The organism is Leptothoe sp. EHU-05/26/07-4 (genome assembly GCF_043421015.1).
GTDB classification, from domain to species: domain Bacteria; phylum Cyanobacteriota; class Cyanobacteriia; order Phormidesmidales; family Phormidesmidaceae; genus Leptothoe; species Leptothoe turfae.
In genome coordinates, this window is record NZ_JAXSQV010000004.1 from 701,554 (window position 1) to 719,216 (window position 17,663).

Consider the following 17,663-nt stretch of genomic DNA (forward strand, 5'->3'; position numbering starts at 1 on the left):
TACAGTAACTATGGCGATCTCTTTGATGCAAAGGTTGGGTTGATTTCGATGCTGAAAAATTGTTTTTAAACATACTTACCAAAACTACTAAATTCAGGAAATAAGACTCACAATCAGGATGAAGATTTTATTTGTCTGCGATGGAAACATTTGTCGCAGTCCGACGGCGGCCACCTTCTTTTGTTCTATTTTAGAAAATGGCAGTATTGAGGTTCGTTCAGCTGGTATTTATGCATCGGAGGGGCAACCGATGATTAATAAGATGCAGCAAACGCTTGCAGAGTATGGATTTTCTGTTGAACATTGTTCCCAGAAGATTTCGTCTGAAAATTTGGCCTGGGCTGATTTGATTTTTACCATGACCCGGCCCCAGAAGTTTCTTCTCATCAGTATGGTGCCAGCTATTGCTGATAAGGTATACACAATACAGGAATACATTGGTCATCCAGCCCAAGATATTCCGGTGCCCCATGGTGAGACATTGCAGGCATATCGACAATGTGCTGAATTTATTCAGCGGAGTTGCGTATTGCTCTATAGAGAATTGTGTCAAGCTGGATGCGATCGCAACAAATAGTGCACAATTTTGACAAGTTGTTGACTACTCAACCTTACTTAACCCCTTTGACCAGGCCAGGGCAGCTTCCCAAATCAAATCGTAAACCGGATCTTTAATGTCATAGTATGCATCAATATCATCGCCATGACGCTTGGCAATTTCTCGTTTAATCAGCTCTACAGATTTGGCTGAATTTGGGTGACTACGAAGGTAATCGCGAAATAACAAAGGATATTGTTGATTAGGATTGCCCTCAACTCTCACGTGGATGTTTGCACGCCGTTGCCCATCCGGTTGATGGAAGAATTGTTTTTTCCATAGGTGAGGAGTGGCATCTGCACCCAGGGGAACGTGATCACAGGTAATATGCTCCCGATGGTAATAGCCTGCCTCCGTTAGCTTTTCTGGAATGTTGGGTGTAAGGGCCTGTACGGTGAGCTGAATGTCAATAACGTCTTTTGCTCCCAAGCCAGGTACTGAAGTTGAACCAATGTGGTCAATACAGAGAGCCTGTGCTCCTAAAATTTTTGTCAAAGCGGCTTGAATCACTGCAAATTCTTGGGGCCATGTGGGTTTGTAAGAGTGGATAACGATCATGGTTTTTGTCAATTAATTAAAGCCGTTGAGTTAATTGTTCTGATGCTGTCGCTTTTGCCGCTTCATGGCTATGCGAATCCATCGCTGTAGTAGTTGTTTCCAAGCCTCGAAGTCGACATCACTGGGATTTGTTGCCTGCCAGGCCAGGCGAGCGGTGATGTGATTGTTCCATTGATTGAGGGCAGGATAATCTGTTAGCCCTATGCCCAGTCTGCAGAATAATGGCACCGTTGCACCCACTACAATGTCAGCTAAGTTTAAATGAGTGTCGCCAAAATACCCCCCTTTGCCCACGTGACTATTCAGAAATGTTAAAGCAGCATTGAGTTGTTGTTTGACATCTGCTGTCAATGGAACATGGTCTTGGTTAATTACTTTAGAGAGTTTTGAGACCAATTCATTGACGGTTACCATTTGAATCATTCTCATGGTTGTCCGTTCCCTATGACATGCCGGTACCAATGGAATATGGGGATGCTGATCCTCTAGATAGTCTAGAATTGCGATGGATTCAATCACGCGAAAGCCATTTTCAACAATCACAGGGATATGGTGAAAGGGGTTGAGGGTGAGGAAATCAGTCTGAAACTGTTCACGTTTACTCAGATCCACGATGACGGGTTGAAAGGGAATCTCTTTTTCCAATAACGCTAGCCAAACACGTCGGGAGATAGGCGATAGGGGGTGATAGTAAAACGTCAGCATCGAGTCCTCCTTAATCCTTAATAGAAATAAAATTTAAAAAAAAGACCGATCGGTCTTTTTTGAGGAAAAAGCAATGGTGAAAAAAATAACCTGAGGCTAGGTTGGGTGGCTCCCTACTCCAAAAGACCTAGGGGGGTGGAGTCATCTGTTTGCTGAAGGGTTGCAATGTATTGAAATAAATGCTGTTTAGCCCAGGATAGGTGGACGTGATCACCATAGAGATGGCTCATCATTAAAGCACCTTCCAAGGTGGAAATTACAATGGTAGTGGTGGCATCTGCATTGAGTGAAGATTTAATTTCACCATGTTTGATGCCGAGACTGATAATTTTGCGAATCATTTGCCGCCAGTTATCCATGGCTTGGCAGGTGCGATCGCGCAAAGTTGGATGGGTGTCATCGCTCTCAATTGCCGTATTCATTAACGGACATCCCCCTTTGAAAGCGGGTTTATCCACCATGCTGCAAAAGGTTTCAATAATGACCTTAAGACGTTCAATAGAGTGGCGCTTCCCTTGCAGAGCAATTTTGTATTGCTGTGCCACCAAGCCAACGGTAAAGTCAAAAGCCGCCAAGGCTAATTCATCTTTGCTGCTGAAATGGTTATATATGCCTCCTTTTTTTAATCCCGTCGTCTGCATGATGTCAGCCATTGATGTTCCCGCATAGCCCTGCTGGTTAAAAACAACAGCCGCTTGTTGGATAATATGGGCCTTTGTAGTCTGGGCTTTAGACACAGTCGCAACAGGTAAACAAGTTTAGAGCCTGAGAAAATCCTAAAAAGACCGATCGGTCTTTCTTGAAAGTATCAGAATAGCTATCGCCAAGTAAAGTTCACCTGCATAGGTATCTAATCCAATGGTCAACTTTTTCGTAATAGGCGCTTCAAACCAAAAACTGACGAATTTCATCAGCGAGTTGGGCACTCCCTTGATCAGCGGTCACCAGTTCTATTTGCTCGGAGCTAACGGCTCCTAAGCCTAAATCAGCTGCTCGCCTAATCTGAGCCTGATCCCAAATTGACCCACTGGATACTTCGCGAGTTGTGCCTAGCTTGCGTAGTATGGCAATGCCAACCGCATCAATGGCAATGCGATCTGTGCTGGCTAGCATGAGCCCTGCCTGTACCCGCCGTCCCTGTTCAGGACCGCCGCCGACAAAGGCATCTACACCATCAATCATGATGAGCGAGGGGCGATGGGTTTTATTGACTTCGGCGATCATTAACCGTTGGCTGCCAGAGCGATGTAATTCACGCATATAGTCATGGTCATCACCCGGCACATAGCGAGCCACCATGCCGATGGTATTTTTCAGGGACAATGTAAAGTGGCCACCAAACCGATGGGTTTTAAGACAGCAGACATTGACAATGGCATCGGCATTAAGAACAGGCCGGGCCATCGCAAATCCCTGGGACCAGTTTGTGCCAGTCGCTGCAAAATATTGCCAGTCGTCTCGGCTCAACTCATCAAACACAAGGGTGTTGAACCCATAGCGCTGACTGAGATTGAAAACCTGCATTTGGGCCATAGCGTTGCGAGTGTTTGCCATGCCAGACCGGTCACCAACGGTAATAGCGCTTGCTCCAGCTACCTGAATTTCTTGCACCAAAGTTTCCAATACAACTGGATCTGTGGCAGCTGGGGCTGGATCGCCTGTGTTGTAATTAGGTTTAATAAATACGCGCTTTTGCTTAAAGCTAGGGGGCTGCAACAACGCTATGGCCTGCCTTACACCAGCTGCTCGATCCGTCGTTTTAACAAGAGCCACTCGGTGGGGATTAAGGCCAGCTGCTGCCAGTGGTTTAGCTAAGCTTGAAGATAGCTCTGGGGGGAAGCGAGATTGTTCTGACGTGGAGGCTGATTCTGCACTACATGAATTGAGAACAGGGGGTAAGGTGGCTGCACCTGCCAGAAGCCCTAAATATTTCAGTAGACCACGACGAGTTTGTTGTTGGTTTGATTGGGGGGACATGGCAAGCAGAGGCTTTTTGTAACTGGAGATAGATCGCCTCCATTTTGATTAGCGCATATGAGAATTCCCTGAACCCTAATTTCTTACTCACATAAAAATTGCATAACGACATTGATGCTTTGGCCCATAGAACGACATTGATTTCATTCTGTTCGATATACCCTACGTAGCGTTAGAGACCTGATGGATTGACAAAAATCCGAACAATGCATAGCCTTATCTCAGGTGGTCAGACTTTAGGACGTTGTTGGACCTCTTAAGTTTAAGAAATGTAAATATATTAAGTTGATCTTAAGGCCATAGCTAGATAATCAGTAACAAGTTCTGAAGTTTGTACTGAGTTCAGCTTGTCGTTCCAACTGACTTACTTGACTTGCGCAGTGATATGTGAACCGCGTTGATGATTGTTGTGTTGATAGGTAGGAGCTATGGGATCACTCGCTTAGCTGTGGGGACTAATGGTTTGCCGGTGATGGATCTTGTTGGCAAATTGTTTTATAAGTGTGTCAACGTTATTCCGAGAGTCTCGTTTGAAGACAATGTTTGCCGAATCTTCTATAGGGTCATCTGTTTCACAAGAAATTGACTTATCTAAAGTTAATCAATTAGACTCGCCGTCTTCATTCTCTAAAGCTTGGGCTGTTCGCTACATGCGCATGGTCAAGGAAGGAGCATCACGACCCGTCTTTTCTGATGAACGTGAATTGCGGGCTGCAGTTGCAAAGATGCTGCATCAAGATTTGCGCTCCATTAGTGCGAGGGCATGGAACAAAACCGAGCAACTTCTCTCACAACAGGTAGTACAACATCAGTTAGACCCCGATATTATTGACCCATGGGCGATTGCTGGTGATGTGTTTCAGATCTTTGACAGAGCGTTTGAAAGCTACGCCTCATTTGTTTACCCTGAGCGATTTGCCGTCAATATTGCCCCAGATTTAGGCATTATTCGAGCAAAATTTACGGCTGTAGATCCTAGGGTCATTGGCTTTGTCAGTATGCAGTTCCATTACACTGGGCAGCTATTGCTAGAATCAGTTGAACCATCGCAGCGGGGAATATTACAGCTTTATTTCAAAGCAATTGATGATCACCTCTATATGCCGCTGCAAAGAGCCTATGATGCTGCATCGTATTATGGCTATAATTCGTCGGAACTAAAGGTTGTGCGAACGCTTCTACCTCAGAGTAGTACCATTGCCCAGCATGTGGTAACTCAAGTTCTAGAGGTTTTCCCAAGGCACCAGTGCTATAGTGGCTCTTTGGGTTCAACAACTGTTAGGGCCTCTAGTACCCGAGATACAGAAATGTTTCAAATTTATCTTTGGGTCTGTTTACTAGAGAAAAATACCAGTGTTGTTCAGCAGGAACTGTTTCCGTTGTGTGTGATGCTATATCCCACATTCAATGTGAGATGGGAGCTAGTGCGCTATATGCTAAAGCTATTACAACGAGAATATGGTCAGCTGCTCACCTCCGATGAGTTTGCCCTATGTTTACCTCACTTTGATTTACTCCAAACCATATTTTCTGCAGAGGTTGTGGAAGCTGCCTATAGTTTTTAGGTTTTAGGTATTTTTACGTCAAATCTCCGTTGATGCAGAGATGGCGGATAGGTGTGATATCGGCATGGTTAATGATGTTCTGTAAGGCTCTATAGAGCTTTGCTGATACTGTTACGTTGATTCATGATTTGGTTGGCCTTGATGTGACGGAGTTTCAGAGGAATTTTTAGGTGGGTTCTGGAAAGTTTAGGATGGTGATTGTATAAAAAAGAGCCTCTATTTCAGAACAAGGAAGCTCCCATGACACAAAAAATTACATTGTCTGGAAAAGTTCGCGATTTTAAAGACAGCCATAATGATTTTCAACATGTGATTGCTGCCGAGAAAAATATTGTTGAATCTAAACTTGGCGTTGATAAAAAACCTATTTATAAGGGAGGGAAAGGTAAAACCACCACAGGTAAGGAGAACTTTGACCAGTGGTTCCGTGACGTTGTAGATGTTAACAAGAGTAAGCAGTTAGATATTCTTTTGGAAGATGCCGACAATGACGGTGTCTTTACCTATGAGAATTCGGAATTTTTCCCCATTGACAATGAGCTATTTGGCAATGAGGGACGTGCCCATAACTATCACTTTACCTACGAAATTCACGCTAAGTTTACCTATAAGGGCACTGAGAAATTTACATTTGTCGGCGACGATGATCTGTGGATCTTTATTGACGGCAAGCTAGTGATTGATTTAGGTGGTGTGCATCCACCCATGACCGATACCATTGATCTTGGTATTAGTGCTGGCGAAACTCAGTTTAACCAAGCTTTAGCAACCGGTGAAACTCTTGTTCTAGAAAAGGGCAAAGATTATACCTTTGACCTTTTCTTTGCTGAGCGGCACACTACAAAATCTCATTTTCGCATTGATACCTCTCTCCTTTTGGAGCCCGCTCCAGAGGTCTGCATTAAATCGCCCGATCCTAAAGCAACTGAACCTTACAAAGGTGAAGTTTGTATTGATACAGGCAAGTTCCTAATTTGCACGGAAGAGCCCGTCATGCAGGATACTGTAGTTTCCTACAGTGTTAGTGGCACAGCTACAGAGGGCAAGGACTATAAGGCAATTAGTCGCAGTGTCACGATACCCAAGGGTAAGAGTGAGGTCTGCATTGAAGTGAAGCCTCTAGCTGATGCCGTTGCTTGTGAAAAGGATGAAACGGTTGTGGTGACTCTAGAACCTGGTAAAGGCTATACAGTGGGTGACTGCAAGGTGGCCAAGGTTGTGATCGCAGAAGCCCCTCGGAAGATCAGCTATCTATTTATCTACCTGGTTTTGGCCTTCCTGGCCATCTGCGGCCTCTGGTACTTCCTGCATTAGTCCATTAATGTGACACGGTAACATTCAAATAGGTGTCTGTGATCCTTTCAACTGAGTGCGACTGATGTTTTCAATCATTGGAAACATCAGTCGCACTGTTTTCAGGTAGAGGTTTAACAGCCATATCCAATGACTGTTGGTTATATGGGGCTTTGCAAATACTTGATACCTGGCTTTAATTCTTCAAAGAGATGATAAGGGCTTTGGGTCATACCCAATGCTGCATAGGTCTCCTTGGCTCGCATATTGTCTTGTTCAACATAGAGACGAAATCCGCAAACATCTGGCTCCTGATGTGCAAGCTCTTTAATGAATTGGTACATGCGGCGATAAATGCCACGACGACGATAGTTGGGACTGACAAAGACACTTTGAATCCACCAGAAAAGACTGTTTCGCCAGTCACTCCACTCTGTCGTAATCATCAAACAAGCCACTACTTGAGTGTCAACCTTAGCAACGATGTAAAAGCCCCGGGATGGGTTGTTCAATAAAGAATTTACCCCTGCTAAGATCACTTCAGGAATCAGGTCTTTATTCTCAGTTTCCTGTGCCATGGCTCGGTTGAAGTTGGCAATGATTTGGGCATCACTTAGCTGAGCCCGACGTATTTTTATGGAATCCAAATGGTTCACCTTTTGGGAGTGTAAAATTTGGTGTCTAGTCTAGCGTGAGTGGGTGGGTGGGGAATAGGGCGTAGGGTGTATTTAGCACGATTGACAATTGCTATATTTATTTAATGTCTCAATAAAACTGTCAAGACAACAAGAGATTATTGCAGAGAGAATCAAAATAGGAGAATAAGGAACTACGGATTTGGTTCTGGTTACCGGCGCGAGCTGTGTAAACAAGGTTAGAGCCATGCAAGGAACCTCTACCCCTGTTAACCTAAATCTGATGATGACTTGGTCCCCATGCTGTCTGATATTCTGCAGAAAACTTTTCTAGGTAATACCCTGGAGGCCTATGGTATTTCGCTCCTTAATATTGGTGTAGGTATTGCGATCGCACATCTGCTTAAGCGTCTTATCCTCCGTCGTCTCAAACGCTGGGCTAAACGCACTGCCAATACCTTAGATGATCAGCTGGTGCGCTTGATAGAGCGTCCGACACTGTGGCTGCTTTACCTGGGGTTTGGCTACATCAGTTTGCAAAATCTGACATTGTATCCCACTGTTGCTGAGCTGCTGACCGTTGTGGGCGTTATCTTTGCCACGTTACTGTTGCTGCAGCTAGTGGGGTCAGTGGCTGAATATAGCCTGCGTATTTATGGATTTATCCATCGCGACCAGCCCAATATGCGCCAGAGCCTTAATGCTCTAATCCCAGCTGTGCGTGTATTTCTGTGGGCGATTGGAATTGTTTTTGTTTTAGATAACCTGGGGTTTGATATTTCTGCCGTTGTAACCGGTTTAGGTATTGGTGGCGTGGCCATCGCCTTAGCCTCCCAAGGTATTTTGCAGGACCTGTTTAGCTATTTTTCTATTTTGTTAGATCGCCCATTTGAGATTGGTGATTTTATTGTTGTTGGCGACATGTCTGGCACTGTACAACAGGTCGGTATTAAAACAACTCGACTGCAAAGCCTGGATGGAGAACAGCTGATTTTAGCGAATACCGATCTAACGGCTTCGCGCATTCAGAATTTTCAGCGCATGGCCCAACGACGGATTGCGTTTAACTTAGGGGTTACTTACGAGACTAGTAAGACCCAACTGGAGCTGATTCCCGATATTTTGCGTCACATCATTGAAGGAATCCCTCAGGTCACGTTTGACCGGGCTCATTTTGCTAGTTTTGGTGATAGCAGTCTTAACTATGAAGTTGTTTATCTCGTAGAAACTAACGACTACATGGTTTATATAGATGTACAACAACAGATGAATTTAACCATTAAAGAACAATTTGACAAGGCTGGAATTGAATTTGCCTATCCAACTCAGGTGTTGTACTTAAATCGACTCAACACTAAGCCCTAAGACCTCAAAACCCCCTAAACTGCGAGGCTAAAGCTATCTCGACGGTGGAAATCCGGTTCTTGGCCTGTATGGTCTAGAGCCCAGTGGGAAACACTGTCAGTTTTGATCACGGTGCTGATCCCCAGCTCTAGGGGTTGATCGATAGCAAGCCAGTCGTCTGTAGGTAACTCTAGGGTTAAATAGTAGCCTTTCGTCAGAGGCTGCCAGGTGCTAGCAATTTTGCTACAGGCGGGTTCGGCCACCATAGCTTGACGATAATCATCAAAGCGATATACATTCCAATTGCCATTGGGGGAAGCATTAACTTCCCAATAGCGGGATGAGTCCGGTATGCCAATAAAGACCTCGAAGCAGGTATTTTCCCAAAGATGATCGCGGCGGCTAGGGGTTTTGCTGTCAGTAGGGGGGAGCTTGAGATCTTCGACAGCACCGGTAAGGGTGTATTCGACCGTGAGAGAGGATTGAGCCCGGACTACCCGACCAGAAATCACTAAATTCGAGACTGGTTCGAAGGGTTTTAGCGAAAATGGTATAGCCATTGATGTCTCCTAAGGGAACAAACACAAGATAAATAAGGTCTACCAAGGGAGGAGCCACAACGATGTTGCTAAGCTCCTTTGCCCAAGGGCCTAGAGGCCTGGGGACAGCTACTGAGTTACCTGTAGAACTCAGTACGTACTAAATAGTTCTAAGCTACATACCCAACTTCAGAACAGTAATGGGCTTTTAATTGATTAATTACGGTTTGAATTAAGGGTTTCTGATGACAAATGCTTTCAGCCAACTGAAATTGAACTAACGCTCGTTCAAGGTTATGGTTCGGTCGCTGAGTCTTAAAATAAATGTCCCCTGCCAGGTGATCGCTAAAAAAGCGCAATCCTAGCTCAAACGTAATCAGCCAAATAGCGTCATAGATGTAGTCATATTCCACCGCATTCAAGAAATCACTAGCGCTGGAAAGATACCCCTTTAGTACAGCTGCACCCAGCTCCACATCAAAGATGACAGCTTGCCAATTTTGGGTTTCTTCCCCTAATGGGTTGCAACTAGAGCGTAGGCAATCGCCAATGTCATAGTGGACCAGACCGGGTTTGACAGTGTCTAGATCAATAAGGCTGGTGGCCTGTCCGGTGGTCGTGTCAATCAGGATATTGTTAATCTTTGGATCCCCATGAATCGAGCGTAGGGGCAAACGACCTGTGGCTTTGGCATCTTCCAAGACCGATAGTCGCTGGCGATGGCTATCAATCAGTTGGCAGCAGTGATGTTCTTCAAAAGATAGGGAAGCAGCTTGGGGCAGAATCGCATCGTACTGTTTCAGATAGTGAGGGGTGATGTGAAATCCAGGTAGGGTATCTGCCAGATTTGCACAGGGCAGATCGCTGAGCAAACTGTGGAAACAGCCAAGACCATAGCCAATCTCAGTGGCATGTTCCTGGTGTTGAATGGTGTTGAATGTGGTGGTGCCTTGTACAAAGCTCAGACCGCGCCAAATATTACCCTGGGTATCTATCCAGTGGTGCTGATTGTCATCTGTTTTAAGAACAGTGGGGACTTCCCAACGACGATTGAGGGGAGCTTTGTCTAAGCGCTGATGAGCATGGCTGACAAACTGGCACAGGTTATCCATAACCTGATGAGGCTGGGGAAATACCTCAGTATTGATGCGCTGGAGGACAAACGGCTGTTCTGCATCAACTAGATATGTATCGTTGATATTACCGCTACCGAGGGGGCGAATATCTCCTACAGTGCCATAGCCAATAAATTGTTGGGCAATGTGAGCAAGGGTGTTGTTTTGGCTTGTTGATGATTTAGGCAGCTCAGCCTCAGAGAGCATGGGATTGTCTAATAAAACTTTGGCTAATCATACGTTCATCCCTAGAACTAGGGAAACCGGATAGGCCATAAAAAGGTTCCATCAACGGTTTTAGAAGTTTCAATATGTTTAAGCTCCAGGACATGATTGATGTCGAGCCATGGGTGATTAAAAGAATATTCCTAGGACTTTACTGCAATGTCAATGCCATACCATTATTTAATAGCCAGTAGAGCGCCTAGTGAGATCGCAACTACAGCCCCAATCAGCGTATTAATAATGTTCACCACATCGTGGGTCAATCCTGGCAGCTTGTCCTCAATTGTTGCCCCGATCAAACTTTCAATGGTGGTGGCAACAAAGGCTGCAATGGCACAGATAACAACACCGACCACTGGAATCAAGCCAACACCCCAGGCTGCGACTGCCAAAATCAGAGAGCCGACGACTCCGGCCAGTGTGCCTTCCAGGCTGACAGCGCCTTCTGTACCCCTTGGTACGGGCTGTAGTGTCGTAATTAAAAATGTCCGTTGACCGTAGGCCTTGCCAATTTCTGTCGCGGACGTATCCGATAGCTTCGTACTCAGGCTGGCCACAAACCCCAGAATCAGCAGCTGGGTCACTTGGCCAGTGGTTAATCCTGCTAGGGTGGCAGATGTCAGGCCTGTAAACCATACCAATAGGGCACAGAGGGCCGCTGTCAACGCTGACCCCCAGACATTGCCGGGGCCTCGCACGCCGCCCCGATCTTCTGCAATGCCTGCAGCTGCTTTTTGGGCAAAGCCTACTCTAGTGACTGTAGAACCGGCTGCAAAATAAACCAACGTGACAAAATACGCCTGCCAGCCCAGGCACCCCCAGAGGATAACGCCCAAAACCCAAGCATGGATATAGCCCATGGGAGTTAAGAGCTTTTTGGGACTAGCAAAGGCGAGGCCGATGAGAACTAGGTTGAAAAGGGCTGCAACCAACCAAGGGTTTTGCCATGTCATGGGTCGGTTTCCTTATGCTTATAGTGTACCGGGAGCGGGCTGTTAGTGTTTTCTGTGGTGGGAGTGGCCTACTTCTAAGATGATATCGTTGTCGGTTCTGCCAATGGCATTTTGACTAACTTGTAGACCAAAAACAGCATTAGGACAGTCATGTAGGCTGTTAACGCTGTCCATAGCAAATAGCTGTTATGCCAGTAGACGGCCAACGATGCTAAGGGAATGAAACCGATGCCAAAACCTAGCAGGGCACCATCCCTTAACACTGCCCCTTCTTTTAAGCCAATAAAGTAGCCTTCTAACATAAAGGCAACGGACGTGATGCTGAGTAGGGGCACCAGCCAAGCGGCATAGCTGCCCATGGCCTGACTCACTTCTGTATGGCTGGTGAGCAGGCTGAATATCGTGTTGGGAAAGATCACTGCCGATAGGGCAAAGCCAAGGGAGATAACCAGGCTCGTTACAATGGCGGTTTTAAGGACGGGTACACAGTTATCTGTACGTCCTTGCCCCTTAAAGTTGCCAATCAGGGTTTGGGCCGTCATCCCCACTCCCTGAACCGTAAACTGGCTGAGTAGTGCAATTTGCAGCAATAAACCGTTTTCTGCTAAAGACACGGTACCAAAGGTGGCGCTCAGGTTAGTAAAGATGGAATAGGCAGAAATTAGGGCTAAAAAACGGACCAGGATATTGCCTTTGAGAATCAGGGTGGAACTGAGTGCTTGACGATCGAGCACTTGCCCCATAGCCTTACCTAGATAAGTCCAGTCTATGGTCAGCACAATGGCGATAAACCCGACTAACAAGCCCAGGTACTGACTCAGGGCAGTGGCTAAACCAGCTCCGGTACTTTCCCAACCCCAGCGGTTGATCATGATATAGTCCAGCAGCACATTAGAGCCGTTGGCCATGAGGGATATGAGAAAAACCACGCCATTTTTCTCACGTCCTAAAAACCAGCCAATGAGAACAAAGTTCAGAAGCACCGCTGGGGCTCCCCAGATGCGGGCATTAAAGTAGGTGATGCCCGCCTGTTCAGTTTCAGGGGCTCCGGACAGGATAGTGAAGCCTAGTTCATGGATGGGGTATTGGAACAGTAAAATGACGGCTGCGATCGCAAGTGCCACCAACCCACATCGCAAGACCGCGACCAATACGCCTGTCATATCGTCTTCACCGACAGCCTGGGCCGTTAATGCATTGGTACTGTTGCGTAAGAATTTAAGAATGCGATAGAGGTAATCAAATAAAATACTGCCTAGAATCACTCCAGCCAGATAATGAATATCAGATAAATGCCCTAGAAAAGCAGTATCACAAAGACCTGCTAAAGGCACCATCATGTTGGAAAACACCCCAACGATTGAGAGCCGATAAAACCGGGGCAAAAAGCTTTTGTACGATGCTGGGATAGCAGAAACCATAGATTTTGAGGCAGTCCAGCCGATTGCAGAGAGTTACACTACTGACTTAAATTAATAATGCTTAAGTAAACGTTAATATTGCATACTTAAAAGCATTTTTGCCAGTTTTTCAGGTCTTAGCTGACTCCTTAAAGGCTGACCCTACAGTTATTTCTGCGTTTTTTATGGATTCTATCGAAAAGCTCATCACCATGGCCGAAGACGAGCTGACTCAATACAGTACAGAAGCGCGAAAAATTGAAAAATTACGGCCTAAGGTTGGGCTGACGGTTCCATATCCTCAGCAAAAGCAGATTAAAGAGCAGATCCTGGCAGATATACCTCAAAATATGTTTGCCAAAATTGTTGAACGCGACCGACAGATGGTAGCACTACCTTTTTGGGGCATTGGCGGTTTAGGACTGCTGTTAGGGGTTGCCATGCAGCAACCCCTAGACTTCATGGCTACAGGCGTAGGATTCTACGTTGCGTATGGTATTCAATCATGGGGTTGGAAGCTAGAGGCCAAACGCTTAGTTGTGAAAACCCTGGATATGATTGAAAAAGAAATGCAAAGCGAGGTGTGACATCGTCAGTTATACCCAATTGTATTTTTAGCTATAGGTAAATGTTTGCAGCCAAAGAAAATTTAGTTGCCATCATTTGAGAGAACGCCTCAATTCAGAGGTTATGTTGATCAAACAAAACATAAATTTCTGAATCATTCAGATACATTATTTAATGTTTTCTTAAGTTTTCATAGAAAAAAACACTGTACAAAAGTGACCATTGATGGTCCAATATCTCTATCTATACAAGACTTTCGACGATTAGTAACAATTCTAATCTTGGCTTGATGTCTTTAAGTTGGTATTGCTGAGCGTACGTGGATTTTTATTATTGGCAGGCTGTCTTTTTTGTGAGAAAAGGTTCACAATAATAGAGCAATACCCTTTCGGTATTAGACTTTTCTTAATAAGATTGGAAGTACTAAAAGATTTTTATCAATACTGACAATAATTAAGCGTCAATGACAATTTCTGAAGACAATTTCGAAAGCGTTGTACTAGCTTCTCCTGTGCCGGTTCTAGTGCATTTTTGGGCTCCTTGGTGTGGGTTGTGTCGTCGAGTGACTCCCATGCTCAATAGGTTTCAGCAAGACTGGTCAGGTCAGGTAAATGTCTTTAATATTAATGCTGATGAAAATCTCAAGCTGGCAAATCTGTATCGACTGCAGACGTTACCCACGCTGCTATTTCTAGATCAAGGACAGGTGATTCAGCGGTTTGATGTGTTGCGCAATCGTGATGAGTTTGTCCGAGCGCTCAACTTATTGATGCGTCGTCATCAGTTAGAGGCTGGGCTGACTAAGGATCGTAGGACTGGTTGGTAATAGCTAGCGGTTTTAAGGTACTTATTTTTTACTTAATCCTTTAGATATCCCTCAATCAGCCAGTCTGGACCTATTTTTTGTAGCTCTATGTTGTTTAGGGCTAAGGCTTCAGTCATTTCTCTAAAGCCCATATCGCCGATTGGTGTTTGAGCGTTGCTGCCACCAATCAGCTTAGGGGCGATAAATGCCCATACTTTTTGAATAACGCCCTGCTGTAGAGCTACTGCACTCAAGGTGCCACCACATTCCCACAAAATTGTGGATAACCCCCGTTCAAATAAGTTATTAGCGACTGCTTCGGGTGTTAATGGATTGAGGGAAACGACGTCTATAGATGTTGGCAATATGGACTCTGCCTGTTTCTGATTGATTTCTGTAAATACTAATGTCGGGGCAATGTCAGTTTGCCAAAGATGAGCATTGGTGGGTAGCTCTAGGCTGCGACTCATCACTACACGGAGTGGGTTGCGATCGCATACTCCATGGCTAGTCAATCGAGGATTATCTTTTCGGACCGTATTGCCACCGACAATAACGGCATCGCACTGACCTCGCAGTTGATGTACATGTCGTCGTGATGCAGGGCTGGTGACCCAGGCACTATGGCCAGTATCCGTAGCAATTTTGCCATCAAGGGTCATGGCATATTTCAAAATGCTAAAGGGTTGACGGTGACGTATGCGATGGATAAAGGCTTCATTGAGGCGTTCACAGGCGACTGTTTCCACATCGGTAATAACTTCAACGCCAGCGGCGCGTAAACGCTCTATGCCGCCGCTGGCCTTAGGATTGGGGTCCCGCATGCCAATCACTACCGTAGCAATGCCTGCCTGTAACACAGCTTCTGTGCAGGGTGGGGTGCGTCCTGTGTGGTTGCAGGGTTCTAAATTTACATAGATTGTGGCCCCTCGGGCGGCCTCACCAGCTGCTCGTAGGGCAAAAACCTCTGCATGGGGTTGTCCTACTTGGGGGTGAAACCCTTCTCCAACAATTTGTCCATCCTTAACAACGATCGCCCCCACCATCGGGTTAGGCGCTGTTCGCCCGGCTCCTTGAGCCGCTAGCTCTAGACAGCGATGCATCATTGTGATGTGACTCTCACCTGTCGGTAGTGACGAATCGTTCTGTGAAATCATGGGCAAATTTATCTAGAATTTTGTATTAGAAGAAGAGTTATTAACATAACCCCATGACTACTGAGAACACTAGCGTGAACTGTGCCGTTGAGTGCGTTAACGGCTGCATTAAAGGCGATGCTTGTCCCAATGAGGCTTATACTCAACAGGCGTCGAATTTTATTGAAAACACGTCTCTCGACAAAATGTTAGAAATTGCTGAAGAGGCACTGCGTAAGAAGATTTTGGCACGGGCAACAGAACCGAGAAAGTGGGTGATGCCGGAGGAGTTGGGAGAATAGGGAGTAGGGTAAGGACCTGAAAAATCCGTTTGGTTTAACAGCGTCTTCGTGTACCTCCCGCTGCCCATGCCCTACTCACCAAAAAAATCTTGAATCCCTGCTACCAATCGATCAATGTCTCCCCTCGAATGGGTCGCCATTACCGTTGCCCTTAGACGACTGGTGGGGACAGTGGGGGGGCGCACTGCGGAGGCAAAAATTCCTTGTTTTTTTAGGTGTTGACCCAGTTGAAGTACTGTTGCTGCGTCTTTGACTTGGATGCAAACAATTGGGGATTCGGAGGGTAAGCGACTAATGTGGGACAGCTGGTCTAGGCGCTGTCTGAGGTAGGTGGCGTTGTGTGCTAGCTGGGTGAGTCTTTCGGGCTCTTGAGAGAGAATTGCGATCGCAGTCCTGGCGGCGGCGGCATCGGCGGGGGAGAGACCTGTTGTATAAATCCACGTGGCGGCACGGTTGCGTAAAAAATCAATCAATTCAGCGGAACCGGTGACGTAGCCGCCTAAGCTGCCCAAGGCTTTGCTAAGGGTGCCGACTTGTACCATGGGGCGATGACGACAGCCGAGAAGTTCTACGGCACCACCACCGGTTTTACCGAGTACGCCGGTGCCGTGGGCTTCATCCACCATGACCATGGTGTCCCACTGGTCGGCGATGGCTAAAATTTCTGACAGCGGGCACAGGTCTCCATCCATACTAAAGACACTGTCGGTGACGATGATGCAGCGACGATATTGGGGGCGCATCTGCGTCAAATGATGCTGTAGCTGTTCTAAATTGTTGTGGTCATATATGGCAATGGTGGCTCCGCTGAGGCGAGCGCCCATTTGTAGGCTGGAGTGATTGTATTGATCCGCCACAATCAGATCGCGGTGATCCACCAGGGTGGCGAGGGTGCCCAAGTTTGCTAAATAGCCTGAACTAAAGACAATGGCATCGTCGGTCCCTTTAAGTTCTGCGATGGCCTGTTCTAACTCTCGGTGGATGGGGCGCTGACCGCTAAGCAGTCGGGAGCCGGTGCTACCGGTGCCGTAGGTTGCGATCGCATTCGCAGCTGCTTTGGCTAATCTTGGATCGCCCGCCAGGCCCAGATAATCATTGCTGGCGAAGTTTAAGCAGGTATGCCCATTGACGCTGATGGTAGCACCACCTTTGCCATCAACAGTTTGAACCTGGCGGTACCAGTTAGCTCGCTGCAGTGTCTGCAGTGATTTCGTAATCCATCCGTAGGGATTGGTTGCTACCAAAGTCGTGATTGCTAGTCTAAGTTCGATATCCAGGTATGATACCGCCCAGATACACGCACCCGCCCAGTTTCTGAAAATCTAAGAACGACTGTGCTCGATGCCCCATTAGCATCACTAATTTCTAGAGAGCCATCGACCCAGCGATCAAAGTAATTGGTGGCACTGTGAACCCGAATGTCGTAAATTCCCGCTTCGAATTGAAATTTTTTGCTGCGGTTCAGGGTACGAGGGGAAAATAAGCGGCGATTATCAATGTACACATCGGCCCATTCATCGCCCTGGGCGACAATTTCTACGGTGACTTCTCGCGCTGCGCGGTCATGGTGATTGTCCTCGTCGCTATGGTCGCGCTCGTCAGTTCTTGACGTGGACGGGTAGTTGATAATTGTCTCACTAATAAGGGTTTCTGCAATAAGAGTTTCTGCTGTTATGGGAGTGGCTAAATGGTTGATTAAAGAAGGTGTAACTGCACTAACCAGCAGGGCTGCTAGCCCTAATTTGAGCCATTGTTTCTGTGTCATAGTGACCCTGGTTTAGTTGATAGGTACTCATTGAAATGATCTAAATTTTGCTGTGACGATAGGTGTAATCAAATTCCACCTATCAAATTTCGGAAATATCACACTAGCGCATTTAGATTTTTTCCTGAGACGTATCTCCAGTCCATGCTGGTAGTCTGTCAGGATTTAATTTTGGAGAGAG

General features: G+C 46.2%; 19 protein-coding genes. 7 read left to right on the plus strand and 12 right to left on the minus strand.

Annotated features, from left to right (window positions below; genetic code table 11):
* Positions 1 to 118 precede the first annotated feature (118 nt).
* Positions 119 to 577, plus strand: coding sequence for an arsenate reductase/protein-tyrosine-phosphatase family protein (locus U2F10_RS16100; RefSeq protein WP_163667434.1), 459 nt, complete (start codon positions 119 to 121; stop codon positions 575 to 577).
* A 24-nt stretch (positions 578 to 601) separates the two neighbouring features.
* Here the strand turns inward: U2F10_RS16100 and U2F10_RS16105 are convergent, their stop codons facing one another.
* The 4 genes from U2F10_RS16105 to U2F10_RS16120 form a co-directional block, all read right to left on the minus strand.
* Positions 602 to 1,156, minus strand: coding sequence for a GrpB family protein (locus U2F10_RS16105; RefSeq protein WP_163699011.1), 555 nt, complete (start codon positions 1,154 to 1,156; stop codon positions 602 to 604).
* A 30-nt stretch (positions 1,157 to 1,186) separates the two neighbouring features.
* Positions 1,187 to 1,861, minus strand: coding sequence for a glutathione S-transferase family protein (locus tag U2F10_RS16110; protein WP_163699013.1), 675 nt, complete (start codon positions 1,859 to 1,861; stop codon positions 1,187 to 1,189).
* A gap of 113 nt (positions 1,862 to 1,974) precedes the next feature.
* A complete protein-coding gene (locus tag U2F10_RS16115) occupies positions 1,975 to 2,598 on the minus strand; it encodes a TetR family transcriptional regulator C-terminal domain-containing protein (protein ID WP_163667443.1) in 624 nt (207 codons plus the stop codon).
* 148 nt (positions 2,599 to 2,746) lie between these two features.
* Entirely contained in the window at positions 2,747 to 3,838 is a 1,092-nt protein-coding gene (locus U2F10_RS16120) for a DUF362 domain-containing protein (protein WP_499872726.1), read from the minus strand.
* 539 nt (positions 3,839 to 4,377) lie between these two features.
* Here U2F10_RS16120 and U2F10_RS16125 point away from each other — a divergent pair.
* Together U2F10_RS16125 and U2F10_RS16130 are read left to right on the plus strand one after the other, a co-directional pair.
* Positions 4,378 to 5,403 (plus strand): bilin-binding protein, encoded by a 1,026-nt coding sequence (locus tag U2F10_RS16125; RefSeq protein ID WP_163667447.1) that lies wholly within the window; start codon positions 4,378 to 4,380, stop codon positions 5,401 to 5,403.
* A gap of 240 nt (positions 5,404 to 5,643) precedes the next feature.
* Entirely contained in the window at positions 5,644 to 6,717 is a 1,074-nt protein-coding gene (locus U2F10_RS16130) for a fibro-slime domain-containing protein (RefSeq protein ID WP_163667450.1), read from the plus strand.
* 140 nt (positions 6,718 to 6,857) lie between these two features.
* Here U2F10_RS16130 and U2F10_RS16135 read toward each other — a convergent pair whose 3' ends face one another.
* Positions 6,858 to 7,343: a GNAT family N-acetyltransferase gene (locus U2F10_RS16135; protein WP_163699017.1), complete on the minus strand. Its 486-nt coding sequence runs from the start codon at positions 7,341 to 7,343 to the stop codon at positions 6,858 to 6,860.
* Positions 7,344 to 7,631: 288 nt separating this feature from the next.
* On the opposite strand from U2F10_RS16135, the gene U2F10_RS16140 reads away from it, so the two are divergent.
* The gene (locus U2F10_RS16140; protein ID WP_163667456.1) at positions 7,632 to 8,696 is read left to right on the plus strand and encodes a mechanosensitive ion channel family protein; all 1,065 of its coding nucleotides are present in this window, start codon (positions 7,632 to 7,634) and stop codon (positions 8,694 to 8,696) included.
* Between the two features lie 14 nt (positions 8,697 to 8,710).
* Here the strand turns inward: U2F10_RS16140 and U2F10_RS16145 are convergent, their stop codons facing one another.
* The 4 genes from U2F10_RS16145 to gntT all read right to left on the minus strand — a co-directional run bounded on the left by U2F10_RS16145 (position 8,711) and on the right by gntT (position 12,928).
* Positions 8,711 to 9,235, minus strand: coding sequence for a DOMON-like domain-containing protein (locus U2F10_RS16145; protein WP_163667459.1), 525 nt, complete (start codon positions 9,233 to 9,235; stop codon positions 8,711 to 8,713).
* 149 nt (positions 9,236 to 9,384) lie between these two features.
* Positions 9,385 to 10,536, minus strand: coding sequence for a phosphotransferase enzyme family protein (locus U2F10_RS16150; RefSeq protein WP_499867129.1), 1,152 nt, complete (start codon positions 10,534 to 10,536; stop codon positions 9,385 to 9,387).
* 194 nt (positions 10,537 to 10,730) lie between these two features.
* Positions 10,731 to 11,507 carry a TIGR00297 family protein gene (locus U2F10_RS16155; protein WP_499872728.1) on the minus strand — a complete coding sequence of 259 codons (777 nt, stop codon included), beginning with the start codon at positions 11,505 to 11,507 and terminating at the stop codon, positions 10,731 to 10,733.
* 74 nt (positions 11,508 to 11,581) lie between these two features.
* On the minus strand, positions 11,582 to 12,928 hold the full coding sequence (gntT, locus tag U2F10_RS16160) for a guanitoxin biosynthesis MATE family efflux transporter GntT (RefSeq protein WP_163667467.1): 1,347 nt from the start codon (positions 12,926 to 12,928) through the stop codon (positions 11,582 to 11,584).
* A gap of 164 nt (positions 12,929 to 13,092) precedes the next feature.
* Between gntT and U2F10_RS16165 the strand changes: the two genes are divergently transcribed.
* Positions 13,093 to 13,494, plus strand: coding sequence for a hypothetical protein (locus tag U2F10_RS16165; RefSeq protein ID WP_163667470.1), 402 nt, complete (start codon positions 13,093 to 13,095; stop codon positions 13,492 to 13,494).
* Between the two features lie 443 nt (positions 13,495 to 13,937).
* The gene (locus tag U2F10_RS16170; protein ID WP_163667472.1) at positions 13,938 to 14,300 is read left to right on the plus strand and encodes a thioredoxin family protein; all 363 of its coding nucleotides are present in this window, start codon (positions 13,938 to 13,940) and stop codon (positions 14,298 to 14,300) included.
* Positions 14,301 to 14,332: 32 nt separating this feature from the next.
* On the opposite strand, the gene ribD is transcribed toward U2F10_RS16170, so the two are convergent.
* Positions 14,333 to 15,436: a bifunctional diaminohydroxyphosphoribosylaminopyrimidine deaminase/5-amino-6-(5-phosphoribosylamino)uracil reductase RibD gene (gene ribD / locus U2F10_RS16175; protein WP_163667475.1), complete on the minus strand. Its 1,104-nt coding sequence runs from the start codon at positions 15,434 to 15,436 to the stop codon at positions 14,333 to 14,335.
* Between the two features lie 53 nt (positions 15,437 to 15,489).
* On the opposite strand from ribD, the gene U2F10_RS16180 reads away from it, so the two are divergent.
* A complete protein-coding gene (locus U2F10_RS16180; protein WP_006515358.1) occupies positions 15,490 to 15,717 on the plus strand; it encodes a hypothetical protein in 228 nt (75 codons plus the stop codon).
* Positions 15,718 to 15,788: 71 nt separating this feature from the next.
* Here the strand turns inward: U2F10_RS16180 and bioF are convergent, their stop codons facing one another.
* The gene (gene bioF, locus U2F10_RS16185) at positions 15,789 to 16,961 is read right to left on the minus strand and encodes an 8-amino-7-oxononanoate synthase (RefSeq protein WP_163667478.1); all 1,173 of its coding nucleotides are present in this window, start codon (positions 16,959 to 16,961) and stop codon (positions 15,789 to 15,791) included.
* An 11-nt stretch (positions 16,962 to 16,972) separates the two neighbouring features.
* Positions 16,973 to 17,482: a hypothetical protein gene (locus U2F10_RS16190; RefSeq protein WP_163699029.1), complete on the minus strand. Its 510-nt coding sequence runs from the start codon at positions 17,480 to 17,482 to the stop codon at positions 16,973 to 16,975.
* Between the last annotated feature and the right edge of the window lie 181 nt (positions 17,483 to 17,663).